This is a genomic window from Nocardia sp. NPDC057663 (assembly GCF_042799895.1).
GTDB lineage: Bacteria > Actinomycetota > Actinomycetes > Mycobacteriales > Mycobacteriaceae > Nocardia.
Window position 1 is genome coordinate 45397 of sequence record NZ_JBHVHX010000003.1, and the last position, 13103, is coordinate 58499.

The 13103-nt window shown below is 68.6% G+C and carries 12 protein-coding genes and 1 pseudogene; 4 read left to right on the forward strand and 9 right to left on the reverse strand.

The features are described 5' to 3' along the window. Positions 1–19 precede the first annotated feature (19 nt). The 5 genes and pseudogenes from ACFVAV_RS08325 to ACFVAV_RS08345 form a co-directional block, all read right to left on the reverse strand. Positions 20–970, reverse strand: a pseudogene (locus ACFVAV_RS08325) (ABC transporter ATP-binding protein); the annotation flags it as partial. Beyond that, positions 967–2382: a branched-chain amino acid ABC transporter permease gene (locus ACFVAV_RS08330; RefSeq protein WP_379032006.1), complete on the reverse strand. Its 1416-nt coding sequence runs from the start codon at positions 2380–2382 to the stop codon at positions 967–969. The gene ACFVAV_RS08330 and the pseudogene ACFVAV_RS08325, both read right to left, overlap by 4 nt. Beyond that, complete coding sequence (locus ACFVAV_RS08335; protein WP_379032009.1) at positions 2379–3416, reverse strand: branched-chain amino acid ABC transporter permease; 1038 nt, start codon at positions 3414–3416, stop codon at positions 2379–2381. Before ACFVAV_RS08335 ends, ACFVAV_RS08330 begins: the two co-directional genes overlap by 4 nt. A 90-nt stretch (positions 3417–3506) precedes the next feature. Next, positions 3507–4055 carry a hypothetical protein gene (locus ACFVAV_RS08340; RefSeq protein WP_379032012.1) on the reverse strand — a complete coding sequence of 183 codons (549 nt, stop codon included), beginning with the start codon at positions 4053–4055 and terminating at the stop codon, positions 3507–3509. After that, entirely contained in the window at positions 4055–5878 is a 1824-nt protein-coding gene (locus tag ACFVAV_RS08345) for a DEAD/DEAH box helicase (protein ID WP_379033525.1), read from the reverse strand. The genes ACFVAV_RS08340 and ACFVAV_RS08345 overlap by 1 nt, the downstream gene beginning before the upstream one ends. A 125-nt stretch (positions 5879–6003) precedes the next feature. Between ACFVAV_RS08345 and ACFVAV_RS08350 the strand changes: the two genes are divergently transcribed. Continuing rightward, complete coding sequence (locus ACFVAV_RS08350; RefSeq protein WP_379032015.1) at positions 6004–6765, forward strand: TetR/AcrR family transcriptional regulator; 762 nt, start codon at positions 6004–6006, stop codon at positions 6763–6765. Between the two features lie 93 nt (positions 6766–6858). Here ACFVAV_RS08350 and ACFVAV_RS08355 read toward each other — a convergent pair whose 3' ends face one another. Beyond that, positions 6859–7053, reverse strand: a complete 195-nt coding sequence (locus ACFVAV_RS08355; protein ID WP_029903635.1) for a hypothetical protein — start codon at positions 7051–7053, stop codon at positions 6859–6861. Positions 7054–7455: 402 nt separating this feature from the next. Here ACFVAV_RS08355 and ACFVAV_RS08360 point away from each other — a divergent pair, with 402 nt between their 5' ends. Genes ACFVAV_RS08360 through ACFVAV_RS08370 form a run of 3 tightly spaced genes read left to right on the forward strand, consistent with a single transcriptional unit; the run spans position 7456 to position 9532 of the window. Beyond that, entirely contained in the window at positions 7456–7827 is a 372-nt protein-coding gene (locus ACFVAV_RS08360) for a DUF952 domain-containing protein (RefSeq protein ID WP_379032020.1), read from the forward strand. 38 nt (positions 7828–7865) lie between these two features. Next, positions 7866–8348, forward strand: a complete 483-nt coding sequence (locus ACFVAV_RS08365; RefSeq protein ID WP_379032023.1) for a cation:proton antiporter regulatory subunit — start codon at positions 7866–7868, stop codon at positions 8346–8348. A 5-nt stretch (positions 8349–8353) separates the two neighbouring features. Continuing rightward, entirely contained in the window at positions 8354–9532 is a 1179-nt protein-coding gene (locus ACFVAV_RS08370; RefSeq protein ID WP_379032026.1) for a cation:proton antiporter, read from the forward strand. Here ACFVAV_RS08370 and ACFVAV_RS08375 read toward each other — a convergent pair whose 3' ends face one another. From ACFVAV_RS08375 to ppgK, 3 genes are all read right to left on the reverse strand, one after another. Beyond that, positions 9533–10438: an MHYT domain-containing protein gene (locus ACFVAV_RS08375; protein WP_379032029.1), complete on the reverse strand. Its 906-nt coding sequence runs from the start codon at positions 10436–10438 to the stop codon at positions 9533–9535. A 248-nt stretch (positions 10439–10686) separates the two neighbouring features. Further along, positions 10687–12054: an RNA polymerase sigma factor gene (locus ACFVAV_RS08380; RefSeq protein ID WP_379032032.1), complete on the reverse strand. Its 1368-nt coding sequence runs from the start codon at positions 12052–12054 to the stop codon at positions 10687–10689. Between the two features lie 244 nt (positions 12055–12298). After that, positions 12299–13057, reverse strand: a complete 759-nt coding sequence (gene ppgK / locus ACFVAV_RS08385) for a polyphosphate--glucose phosphotransferase (protein ID WP_379032035.1) — start codon at positions 13055–13057, stop codon at positions 12299–12301. Positions 13058–13103 lie beyond the last annotated feature (46 nt).

Here is a 13103-nt window from a genome sequence, read left to right on the forward strand (position 1 = left end):
CGCGCACCTCTTCGACCGTGTCCGCGTCGGGCACACCGAGATACGCCGCGATGACCGCCGGATCCTCGCGCACCTGGGCGGGCAGGCCGTCGGCGATCTTGCGCCCGAACTCGAGCACCACGATCCGGTCGGTCACGCCCATCACCAGGCGCATGTCGTGCTCGATCAGCAGCACGGTGTACCCGTCGTCGCGGATCTTGCGGATCAGATCCATCAGCGCCGACTTCTCGCTCGGGTTGAACCCGGCGGCCGGTTCGTCCAGGCACAGCAGCTTCGGCTCGGTCGCCAGCGCCCGCGCGATCTCGAGCCTGCGCTGATCACCGTAGGAGAGGTTGCGCGCCTTCTCCACCGCGCGCGGCGCGATGCCGACGAACTCGAGCAGCGCCATGCCACGCTCGATGGCGTCGCGCTCCTCCCGCCGGTGCTTCGGGGTACGGAACACCGCACCGGGCACCGAGGTGGAGTGGCGGGCATCGGTGCCGACGACCACGTTCTCCAGCGCCGTCATCTCCCCGAAGAGCCGCACGTTCTGGAACGTGCGGGCGATACCCATCCGGGTGATCTCGTTGCGCTTGGTCTTGGCCAGCGGCCGCCCGTCGAAGTGCACACTGCCGCCGGCCGGCTTGTAGACGCCGGTGATCGCGTTGAAGCAGGTGGTCTTGCCCGCGCCGTTGGGGCCGATCAGGCCGAGGATCTCGCCGCGGCGGATCTCGAAGCTGACCCCGTCCAGCGCGGTCAGACCGCCGAACTTCACCGTCAGGCCGTCGGTGCGCAGCAGCGCCTCGCCCACCTCGGTCTCGATCGCGCGATGCGGCGCGACCACCTCGGCGACCGTCCCGGCGTCGCCGAGTTCGGGCAGTACCGCGGTGACGTCGACCTCGCCTGCCGGTTCGACCTCCGGCACGGGCTTGTACCCGGCCGACATGTCCTCGTTGTCGTACAGCGCGTCCCCTGCGCCCGGCCCCGTCATCGCCCTGCTCCGATCAGTTCGGCCGCCGGCTTGCGCACGACCGCCTGGTACACCTGCCTGCCGTAGGTGAGCAGTTTCTGCCGCACCGGGAACAGACCCTGTGGCCGCAGAATCATCATCACCACCAGCGCGATGCCGAAGTAGAAGTACTTCAGGTCACCGAGCGTCTGCGCGCCACCCTTGCGGAACAGCAGCACGCTGCCCAGCAGCAGCAGGCCGAAGACCACCGCGACGATCGACACGGTGATCACCCCGCGCCTGGCCCACACGCCGAGCGCGGCACCGCGCCACCGCCACAGCAACCACAGGCCGACCAGCAGCGCGATATCGAGCCCGAGCAGCAGATAGCCCGTCGACTCGCTCGACACCAGCTGCACCGACTGCAACCGCATCGGCAGGTACGCGATGAGGAAGGCGCCGACGATCACGCCGAGCTTGTTGCCCGAGCCACCGAGCACGACGGCGCACAGGAACAGCATCGACAAGATGATGTCGAACTGCTTCGGGTTCACATAGGTGACCTGACCGGCGTACATGGCGCCCGACAGGCCGCCGACGGAGGCGCCGATCACGAAGGCCCACAGCTTGAACTTGAAGGTCGGCACGCCCATGATCTCGGCGGCGTCCTCGTCCTCGCGGATCGCGACCCAGGAGCGGCCGACCCGGCTGCGCTCGAGGTTGCCGATGACCAGCAGGACCACGACGACCAGCGCCATGCCGAGCCAGAACCACCAGGTGCCGTTGTTGGCCCGCTCCAGCGGGTTCGAGCTGTCGGGATCACCGAGGTTGCCCGGGGAGAAGTAGCCACCGGGATGCGCTTCGGATTCGCCGACCTGCGGGTAGGCGATCTTGGACAACCCGAGGCTGCCGTTGGTCAGTTCCTCGAGATTGTCGGCCATCAGGCGGACGATCTCACCGAAGCCCAGCGTCACGATCGCCAGATAGTCGCCGCGCAGCCGCAGGGTCGGCGCGCCGAGCACGAGACCGGCGAACGCGGTCAGCGCAACCGCGATCGGCAGGCACGCCAGCCAGGCCCAGCTGGGATTGAGCCAGCCGCCGTCGGTCTGGTTCCACGGACTGTTCGGACTGGTCAGCAGGCCGACCGTGTAGGCGCCGACAGCGTAGAAACCGACATAGCCGAGGTCGAGGAGACCGGCCTGGCCGACGACCACGTTCAGGCCGATGGCGATCAGCGCGTACATCGCGAACTGCGCCATCACGCCGCCGAAACTCACGCCGGGGGTGTCGATAAACGGGGGCGGGTACAGCGGCAGGATCGCCAGCACGGCGATGACCGGCACGCCGACGGCCCATTGGCCCGGCCGGGACAGCCCGTCCCACCAGTCGCGGATCGCGTCGCCGAGGCCGCGCCGATCCTGGTCCTGCACCGGGGTTTTCGTCAGGTCGGTCATGCGCGCGCCCTCCCCAGGCTCTCGCCGAGGATGCCGGTCGGCCGGAACATCAGCACGGTCACCAGCAGAACGAACGCGACCACGTCACGCCATTCGTTGCCGAACAGGATCTGCCCGTATTGCTCGGCGACGCCGAGGATCATGCCGCCGAGCAGCGCGCCGCGCAGGTTGCCGATACCGCCGAGCACCGCGGCGCTGAAAGCCTTGATACCGAGAATGAAACCGCCGGAGAAGATGATGCCGGTGGGAATGTAGAGCGTGTACAGCATCGCGGCCGCACCGGCCAGCAGACCGCCGATGAGGAAGGTCAGCACGATCACCCGCTCGCGCGAGACACCCATCAGGGTGGCGGTGTCGGGATCCTGGGCCACCGCGCGGATGGCGCGGCCGAATTTGGTTCTGTTGATGAGGATCTCGGTGGTGATCGCGAGCACGATGGCCGCGGCGAAGATCACCAGCGCCACATTGGTGACCTGCGCGCCGAGGAAGGTGAACTGCACCTTCGGCTCCACGAGCCGGATCCCGGTCTGGGCGTTGGAGCCGCCGAGACCGGGCTTGATCTTGGGCAGGATGTAGTGGACGAACTCCTGGATCACGAACGACATGCCGATCGCGGTGATCAGGAACGCCAGCGGTTTGGCTCCGCGCCTGCGCAACGGGCGGTAGGCCACCCGCTCGAGCCCGATCGCGGCGATACCCGAGACCAGCATGCCGAACAGCATCGCCAAGCCGAGATAGATCACCGTCAGCAGGACGCCCTGGGAGTACGCGTTGCCGCTGGGGGCGAAGCCGAGCAGCTCCAGCCCCACGTAGGTACCGAACATGCCGAGCATGAAGATCTCGGAATGCGCGAAGTTGATCAGTCGCAGCACGCCGTAGACCAGGGTGTAGCCGACGGCGACCAACGCGTAGATCGATCCGTAGGTGAGTCCGTCGACGGTCAATCGCCAGAACTGGTCGATCACCCCGGAGACGTTGAAATCGATGGACCCCTCGGCCAACAGGGTCACACCGAGCGATGCCGCTGATGTCATGATTTCTCTCGCGTCAGGCAAGCGGTGGGGGGGGGGGGTGGCCCCGCCCCCCCCCCCCCACCCACCGCGACCGGGCGAAGGGCTACGCGGTCAGTGCGCTCGCTCGAAGAACTGAGCCGGGTCGAGCGTGTGGAGGCTGGTCCAGCGCGGTTCCTGAACCGGGGCTCCGGCATCGTCGGCGGCGTCGAAATAGCCCTGTAGTTCCAGCGCCAGCCGCGGATTCTCATCTACGCGCCGGGCGATCGTGTACAGCACCGCGAGCACGTGCAGACACCGTGCGGTCCGCGCCGAACACGAGCAATCGGTGCTCACCAGGGTCGGCGCGGGAGAGTGTCCGGCATCGAGCAGCGCCCGGTGCATCTCGTCGGTGAGCACGGTCGGATCGGGGATCGCCCGCGCGATCACGGTGACCGCCGACCGTGCCAGCGGCGCCACCTCGACATGCGCGATCGATGCCTTTCCGCCGCGATGCAGGTGCGCGCGCACCGTCCGCGCCTCGATCTCAGTGCGTACCCCGTCGTTGCGGGCGATGCTGCGGGCGCGCGGCAGCAGCGGTTCGGGGCGGGTCTGGCGCAGCGGTTCGGCCAGCCGCACCCAGTCCCTGCCCCACGCCGTGTAACCGAATTCGTTGTCGGCCATCAGTTCTCTCGCTTCCGTCGCAGGATGTCGACGAGGGCGTCGTCGTCGAGCCGGGCCAGGTCGGCGATCCCGGCCGCATCCGAGAGGTCGGTGAGCGCCGACTTGCGGGTGTGCATCGCCGCGATGTGCTCCTCGACGGTGGTCGCGCTGGTCAGCGTGGTGACGGTGACGGTGCGGGTCTGCCCGATCCGGTGCGCGCGGTCCGAGGCCTGCGCCTCGACGGCGGGATTCCACCAGCGATCGAAATGGATCACATCGGCCGCGCGGGTGAGGGTGAGTCCGGTGCCCGCGGCCCGCAGGCTCAGCACGAGCACCGGTGGGCCGTCCGGGGATTGGAACGCGGTGACGATCCCGGCGCGCTGGTCGGCGTCGAGCCCGCCGTGGAAGAACGGCGCGTCGACCCCGAACTGTTCGGCGAGATGACGCACCAGCAGCTCACCGGTCTGGCGGTACTGGGTGAAGATCAGCGTCGGGTCGCCGGTGTCGAGATTGGTGGCGACGATGTCGGTGCACAGGTCGAGCTTGCCGGAGCGGCCTGCCAGTTCGCCCAGGTCGCCGGAGACCAGCCCGGGATGATTGCACGCCTGTTTGAGGTGGGTGAGCGCGGCGAGTACCCGGCCTTGCCGTTGCAGACCGGAACCGAAGCCCTCGTCGAGCGCCTCGGCCAGGACCGCGTCGTACACCCGCTCCTGCTCGGCGGTCAGATCGCACAGCAGATCGCTGTGGATCTTCGCAGGCAGCGATGCCGCGACGTGAATCTTCTTGCGGCCGAGCACCACCGGCTCGACGGCATCGCGCAACCGGGCCGCCGCCGCGGCCGAACCCTCCTCGATCGGCCGGACGAACCGGCGCCGGAACTGCGTGCGATGCGCGAACAGTCGCGGCACCGTGAGATTGAGCAGCGCGAACAGTTCGTCGAGATGGTTCTCCACCGGGGTGCCGGTGAGCGCCACCTTGGCGTCCGCGGGCAGGGCACGCGCCGCTCGCGACACCTGGGTGCGCGGATTCTTCAGCGCCTGCGCCTCGTCGAACACCACGGTGGTCCACTGCCTGCCGGTCAGTGCGGCGCCGTGTAGCCGCAGCGTCGGATACCCGGTGACGACGACGGTCCCCGGTGCAGCGGGCACATCGCCGCCACGCCAGGACACCGCCTTCAGGCCCGGCGCGAACCGCGTGATCTCGTGCACCCAGTTGCCCACCAGCGAGGTCGGGCACACCACGAGTTGCGACCCCTCGGCGCGCCCCTGCAGGAACCCGATGGTCTGCACGGTCTTGCCGAGGCCCATCTCGTCGGCCAGCACCGCACCGCCGTACGCGTCGACGGTCTCGCGCAGCCAGCCGACGCCGCGCACCTGATACGGACGCAGCGTGGCGTCCAGGACTTCTGCCAGCTCCGCATCGGCGGCCGCGGTCTCGCGCAGCACGCGCACTGCTCGCTGGGCCGAGACGATCGAGGTGCCGACCGCATCGGGGACGGCGTGCGCAGCGGCGGGTAGTTCGACGGAGACCGCCGACCCGTCGCCGCGTGGTCCCGGCGCACCGGTGCTGCGGCGCGGCGGTGCTGTGGTCGCGCCCGCCGTGGGCGACAGGGCTGCGGGTCGTGCAGCGGCCAGCAGCTCGCGCCAGGCCAGGGCCGACGGCGCGAGGTCCGCGGTGGCGACGCCGGCCAGCTCGGCGGGTGTCACCACGGCGGCCGGGATCTCGACCGGTTCGATCGCGCCGCGCTCGCCCACCGGCAGCGCGAGCGTCAGCGCTTCACGGTCGCCGATACCGGTGGGCGCGGCACCGGCACCGCGACCGGTCCAGGTCCACAGCGCGAACAGATGACGGTCGGGCAGATAGGTGGCCTGGGTGGCGGGCAGAGCGGTCTCCTCTGATCGGGCAACGCGAACAACCGAACAACGTACACTGTACTGAGTTTGTTCCCGAGTGCCAGAAAGGACGGCTCGTGCCCACCGACGGCGTCGAGAAATCCACCGCACAGGCCACCCAGATCCTCGAGCTCCTGTGGCGGCACGCCCTGCCCGCCAAGCCGGGAGCACGCGGCCCGAAACCCGGTCTCACGGTCGACGCCGTGGTCGCCGCGGGTATCGCCCTGGCCGATCGCGAGGGCATCGACAAGCTGACGATCCGCACGGTGGCCGCCGAACTCGGCCTGCGCGCGATGGGCCTTTACACCTACGTGCCGAGCAAGGACGCACTGCTCGTGCTCATGGTCGACGCCGTCGCCGCCGAGGACCCGGCGATACCCGCCGACCTGCCGATCCGGGACCGGATGATCGCGATCGCCACGCGGATCAGAACCGAACTGATCACCCACCCGTGGCTGCTCGAGGTCTCCCCGTGGCGCCAGGTGCTCGGTCCGGCCAGGATGCGCCGCTACGAGAATCAGCTCCGCGCGATCTCCGACGCCGGGCTGACCGACCTCGCCATGGACCGCGCGATCGCGGTGCTCACCGACTTCGCCACCGGCAATGCCCGGCTCGCCGTCGCGGCCGCAGGCGCGGCGGCCCAGCTCAGCGACGCGGACTGGTGGCAGGTGCACGGCCCGCTGCTGGCCGAGGTGATGCCCGCCGCCGACTTCCCCCTCGCCGGCCGGGTGGGTACCGCCGTGGGCGAGCACTATCAGGCACCGGCCGACCCCGACGGCGCCTTCGCCTACGGCGTCGCGACGCTGGTCGACGGCATCCTCGCCGACGCGGGCGACTGACCCCGGACACAACAACAGCGGGCGACCTTTCCAGGTCGCCCGCTGTCGGGTTGTTCTGTTGTCAGATGTGATTGTTTCGGACGCGAGGAGTGGTCAGAGAGCGGGAGCGGATTCCGTGTCGATCACGGCTTCGAGCTCGCGCAAGCGGTCCATGTGTTCATTCGCGTGGTGCTGGCAGAAGAGCAACTCGCCACCCGCGGGAAGAACGGCACGCACTCGGGCAGCCGCCCCGCAACGATCGCAACGATCGACCGCGGTCAGTGGGGTGCTGGTCAGGGTTCCTGGCATGACTCCTCCGTCCCGGCTCCCGGCGCTGCGTGGCCGTTCGCCTAGGTGTGGGCCCCGTGGTCACTCCACGAGGCTCGCATCCGCTACTTCCCAGCAGGGGTACGACTACTCTGTCAGACGTTCGGGGTTCAGGCTTTGTTCCCGGAAGTGAATCTTTGTGTTTTCGATAACACGACCTGCGGTTTCGCTGAAAGCGAACACCACCGGTCACCGTCTCGAGCCCCTGCCGATCACCCACGGCGCCGTCGCTGCCACCTCCCACTCGAACCTGTCACTCATCGATCTGTCGCTCGCTGCGGTGTTGCCCGTTACCCGCGGTACGCAACACCGAACCGAACCGCATCGTCGATCCTGTGTCAGGGTCTTCGACGTCCGAACCTGTTGTCTACCCGGAGATTACCCGTGACATCCGACACCCACACGCTTGTTCACCTGTGTTCTTCCCAAGAATGGGAACATTCCCAGCGAACCGGCGAACGCAGGCCGCCGTCGCTGACCGAGAGCGGCTTCGTCCACCTGTCCACTCCCGCCCAGGTCCACCTGCCCGCCAACCGGCTCTTCGCCGGGCGCACCGACATGATGGTGCTGTGGCTGGATCCCGCCCGGTTCACCGGCGAGGTGAAGTGGGAGCCGGGCGTACCGGGCGATCCGGCCTCGATGCTGTTCCCCCATCTGTACGCCGCGCTGCCGGTGGCCGCGGTGCTCGCGGCCGAGTCGTACCTGCCCGGGGCGGATGGATTGTTCAGCACGCCCCAGCGCGGCGAAGTGGCGTAGACCACATCCGCGGTCACCACACGACTACTGTGGACGGTGTGAACGTCGATGTCACAGCGCTACCGGGGATCGGAGTGCGCAAGGATTTCGAGGTCAAGTCGGGGCGCCGCGTCGGGGTGATCGCCCACCGCAACGGCGACATCGACTTGATCGTGTCCAAACCCGACGACCCGGATGCGATCGCCGCCCAGGTGCCGCTGTGCACCGACGAGGCGTCGGTGCTGGCGAACCTGCTCGGCGCGCCGCAACTGGTCGCCAAACTCAACGACGACCATCGCGACCTACCCGGGATCACCACCCGTCAGCTCGCGATCGGCGACGAATCACCGTTCGCGGGTCGCACATTGGGTGAGACCGGAATGCGCACCCGCACCAAGACCTCGATCGTCGCGGTGATGCGCGCCGGTCAGCTGCACCCGTCGCCCGGCCCGGACTTCACCTTCACCGAGGGTGATCTGCTCGTCGTCGTCGGTACCCCGGACGGCCTGGACGCGGCCGCGAAGATTCTCGCGCACGGCTGACCGCCGTGATCTCGCAGGCCCTGGCTCTGCTCGAGCTCGGCGCGATCTTGTTCGCGCTAGGCATCTTCGGGCGGGTGGCGGGCCGGTTCGGGATGTCGCCGATCCCGCTGTACCTGCTGGGTGGGCTGGCGTTCGGGCGCGGGGGATTCTTCGAGCTGGAGGTAGCCATCGAGTTCGGGCACCTGGCCGGCGAGATCGGCGTCGTGCTGCTGCTGTTGCTGCTCGGGCTGGAGTACACCGCCCCCGAGCTGATGACGGGTCTGCGGCGCTCCTGGGCGGCGGGCGTGCTCGATATGGTGGCCAACGCGCTGCCCGGCGTCGCGGTGGCGCTGATCCTGGGCTGGGGCGTGACCGGCGCCGTCGTCCTCGGCGGCGTCACCTACATTTCGTCGTCGGGGATCGTGGCCAAGGTGCTCGACGACCTGGGCCGCCTCGGTAACCGTGAGACGCCGGTCGTGCTGTCGATCCTGGTCTTCGAGGACCTGGCGATGGCGGTGTATCTGCCGATCCTGACGATGATGCTGGCCGGGCTGAGCCTGCTCAGCGGGCTGGTGTCGCTGGCGATCGCCCTGGCCACCATCTCGGTGGTGCTGGTGGTGGCGTTGCGCTTCGGCAGGCTGGTCTCGGCGGTGCTCGACAGCGCCGACCGCGAGGTGTTCCTGCTGCAACTGCTCGGCGCCGCGCTGCTGGTGGCCGGCGCGGCCTCGGCGCTGAACGTCTCGGCCGCGGTCGGCGCGTTCCTGCTCGGCATCGCGATCTCCGGTTCCACCGCGCGCGAGGCGGCGAAACTGCTGGAGCCGCTGCGTGATCTGTTCGCCGCGATCTTCTTCGTCGCCTTCGGGCTGTCGATCGATCCGGCCGCGGTGCCGCAGGTGTTCGGCTGGGCGGTCGCGCTGGCGGTGGTCACCACCGGCACCAAGGTGGCCGTCGGCTGGTGGGCGGCGAGCAGGCAGGGGATCCGCCGGATGGGCCGCGCCAGGGCGGGCGCCGCGCTGGTGGCGCGCGGCGAGTTCTCCATCGTCATCGCGGGTCTGGCCGTCGCCTACGGCAAGGCCGACGCGCGGCTGGCCGCCCTCGCCTCGGCCTATGTGCTGCTGATGGCGATTCTCGGACCGATCGCGGCCAGGGTCGTCGAGCCGGCCGTCGAATTCACCCGGCGCCGTGCCGATGTGGCGGCGAGCTGATCAGTCGACGACCCGGCGCGGCCAGCTGCCCGCGCCGTCGTAGACCAGTTCCTCGGTGCGGTACTCGATGTGCTCGCGCGTCGGCGCGCCGGGCGCGGGGGGCAGGGGAGCGGGCGGAATCGGTTGCCGCCGATGGGGTTTCGGCTGATGCCGGGAGGTCAGCCACATCCGCGGCAGCGCCTCCTCGTTCTCGATCTCGGTGAGGCTCACGCTGATCAGCACCAGCATGGTGACGATGCTGCTCACCCCGATCAGCGGCGCCAGCAGATCCATCGCGCCCGAGCCGGTCGGCGGCGCGGCGTGATGGTTGGAGTGGGCGTGCATGGCGGCCATACCGGTGTAGTGCATTCCGGTGACGGCCACACCCATGATGATCGCCGCGCCCACCGTCGCGAGAAAACCCTTGACGCGCAACGTGAACCAGAGCGCCACGATCGAAGCCACCACCGCGATCACCATCGACAGCGTGACGATCTTCGGGTCGTAGGACACCGTCGCCGTCGACTTCATCGCGTACATGCCGGTGTAGTGCATGGTGCCGACGCCGAGGCCGGTGATCGTGCCGCCCGCGAGCAGCGAGCGCAGTGTCGGCTGGGGCTTGTTGACCATGAACAGCCCGATTCCGACCACCACCATCGCGGTGACCGCGCTGAACAGCGTCAGGGGGAGGTCGTAGCGGATCTCCGCGCCGCGGATGGTGAAACCGAGCATGGCGATGAAATGCATGACCCAGATGCCGGTTCCGCCGATGGCGATCGCTGCGCCGATCAGCCAGCCGACCCGTCCCTCCACCGCGTTGCGGCCGCGGGCCGCGCACTGCAGACCGAGCAGGCAGCCGGTGACGGACATGAAATACGCGAGAACGGGGGTGAACCAGCCGTAGCTGAAGTGATAGATGTCGAGCACGCCGCGAAAACCCTCAATGCCGTACCGGAGACCGGCGGCGGTAGAACGAAAAACTGTCTGTGACAATACGGTGAAGATCGCGAATCCGCGGCGTTCACAGTGCAATTCAGCACTGTGCGTTTGATCACGAAAAGGTTACCGTATCCGGTTTATTGGCAATACAGACCGTTCGGCATTTTTGTTCGGAAATGAAAAGAGGCCCGTATCCATCCGGATGAATGGATACGGGCCTCGCGGAGCCTGTGCGGTCAGTCGAGGTAGTCGCGCAGCACCTGCGACCGGCTCGGGTGCCGCAGCTTGCTCATCGTCTTCGACTCGATCTGGCGGATGCGCTCGCGTGTCACGCCGTAGACCTGACCGATCTCGTCGAGGGTGCGCGGCTGACCGTCGGTCAGGCCGAAGCGCAGCCGGACCACGCCCGCCTCACGCTCGGACAGCGTCTCCAGCACCGACTGCAGCTGATCCTGCAGCAGGGTGAAGCTCACCGCGTCGACCGCGACGACGGCCTCGGAGTCCTCGATGAAGTCACCGAGCTGGCTGTCGCCCTCGTCGCCGATGGTCTGGTCCAGCGAGATCGGCTCACGCGCGTACTGCTGGATCTCCAGCACCTTCTCCGGCGTGATGTCCATTTCCTTGGCCAGCTCCTCCGGGGTGGGCTCACGGCCCAGGTCCTGGAGCAGCTCGCGCTGGATGCGGCCGAGCTTGTTGATGACCTCGACCATGTGCACCGGGATACGGATGGTGCGGGCCTGGTCGGCCATGGCGCGGGTGATGGCCTGGCGGATCCACCACGTCGCGTAGGTCGAGAACTTGTAACCCTTGGTGTAGTCGAACTTCTCGACCGCGCGGATCAGACCGAGGTTGCCCTCCTGGATCAGGTCCAGGAACGCCATGCCGCGACCGGTGTAGCGCTTGGCCAGCGAGACGACCAGGCGCAGGTTGGCCTCGAGCAGGTGGTTCTTGGCGCGGTTGCCGTCGCGCACGATCCAGTTGAAGTCGCGGCGGGTGGTCACCGACAGCTTCTCGCCCGCCTCGGCGAACTCGCGCATCTTCTCCGCGGCGAACAGGCCGGCCTCGATCCGCTTGGCGAGTTCGACCTCCTCCTCCGCGTTCAGCAGCGCGACCTTGCCGATCTGCTTGAGGTAGGCGCGCACCGAGTCGGCGGAGGCGGTGAGCTCGGCGTCCTTGCGCGCCTGACGCAGCGCCTCGGACTCCTCCTCGTCCCAGACGAAATCGCCGGAGGCCTTGTCCTTCTCGGACGGCTCCTCGGTCTCGGCTTCCTCGGTGGTGTCCTCGGCCACCTCTTCGACCAGGGCGTCGCCGTCGGTGAGCTCGTCCTCGGAGACCTCGAGATCGCCGAGATCGTCGAGTTCGATCGCCTCGTCGTCGAGCTGTTCCTCGCCACCCTCGGCCGAGGTCGCCTTCTTCGCGGCGGTCTTCTTGGCCGGTGCCTTCTTGGCGGCAGCCTTCTTCGCCGGTGCCTTCTTGGCAGCGGCCTTCTTCGCCGGCGCCTTCTTGGCGGCGGCCTTCTTGGCCGGCGCCTTCTTGGCCGTGGTGGTGGCGTCGGCGTCGGCGTCGGCCGAGTCGGCGGTCTGACGGGTATTCGTGGCTACCACGTACGCCCTTTCGTGACGGTCTCGTGCGGCGTCACGCCAGAGTGGTTTTCCGGCGGAGCGGTCGGTCGGGTTGCACCGGCGGTGCGTCGGTCGGGTGAAGCCGGTATGTTCACCGGTCTTCTCGCGACCGGCCGCGGCCGGAAGGTTTCACCGGCTCACCGCCGGACGTGTTCCATTGTAACGATCCAACCAGGGTACTCATGGCACGATGCCACCGAGGCGTTGCGCCGCCCTGCGCGCCGCGCTACGGCGCGATGCCCGAATCGATGGCCATGGCGGCGCCGACGATACCCGCGGTGTTCTTCAGAACGGCCGGAATCACCGGAGTTCGGTTGGTGAGCAAGGGTATCCACTGGTCGTGATCACGGCTGATGCCGCCGCCCGCCACGATCACGCTCGGCCAGAACAGGTCCTCGATGTGGCCCAGCACGGTGCTCACCCGCTCGGCCCACTGCGGGTAGGTCAGCTCCTCGCGGTCCTTCACCGAGGCGGCGGCCAGGTGCTCGGCCTCGGCGCCGGTGACCACCAGGTGGCCGAGCTCGGAGTTGGGCACGAGGGTGCCGTTGTACATCAGCGCCGAGCCGATGCCGGTGCCGAAGGTGAGCAGCAGCGTCAGCCCGGTGAGGTCGCGGGCGGCGCCGTAGCTGTCCTCGGCCAGGCCCGCGGCGTCGGCGTCGTTGAGGACCGTCACCTCGCGCCCGTCCAGCGCCTTGGCGAACAGCGAGCGCGCGTCGGTGCCGATCCACCCGTGGTCGACGTTGGCGGCGGTCCTGGCGTGTCCGTCGAGCACCACGCACGGCAGCGTCAGGCCGACCGGACCGTCCCACTGCGCCTGCGCGACGAGCTCGGCCACCGCACCGGCGACCGCGTCCGGGGTGGACGGCTGTGGCGTGGCGATCTTGATTCGGTCGTGGGTCAGCGTGCCGGTGGCCAGATCGACCACCGCGCCCTTGACGCCGCTGCCGCCGATATCGATACCGAAGGCGTGCCCTCGAGCAGACATGGTTCAACCCCTCGCTGGTGCGGTCGATGTGCCTGACAAAGAGTAG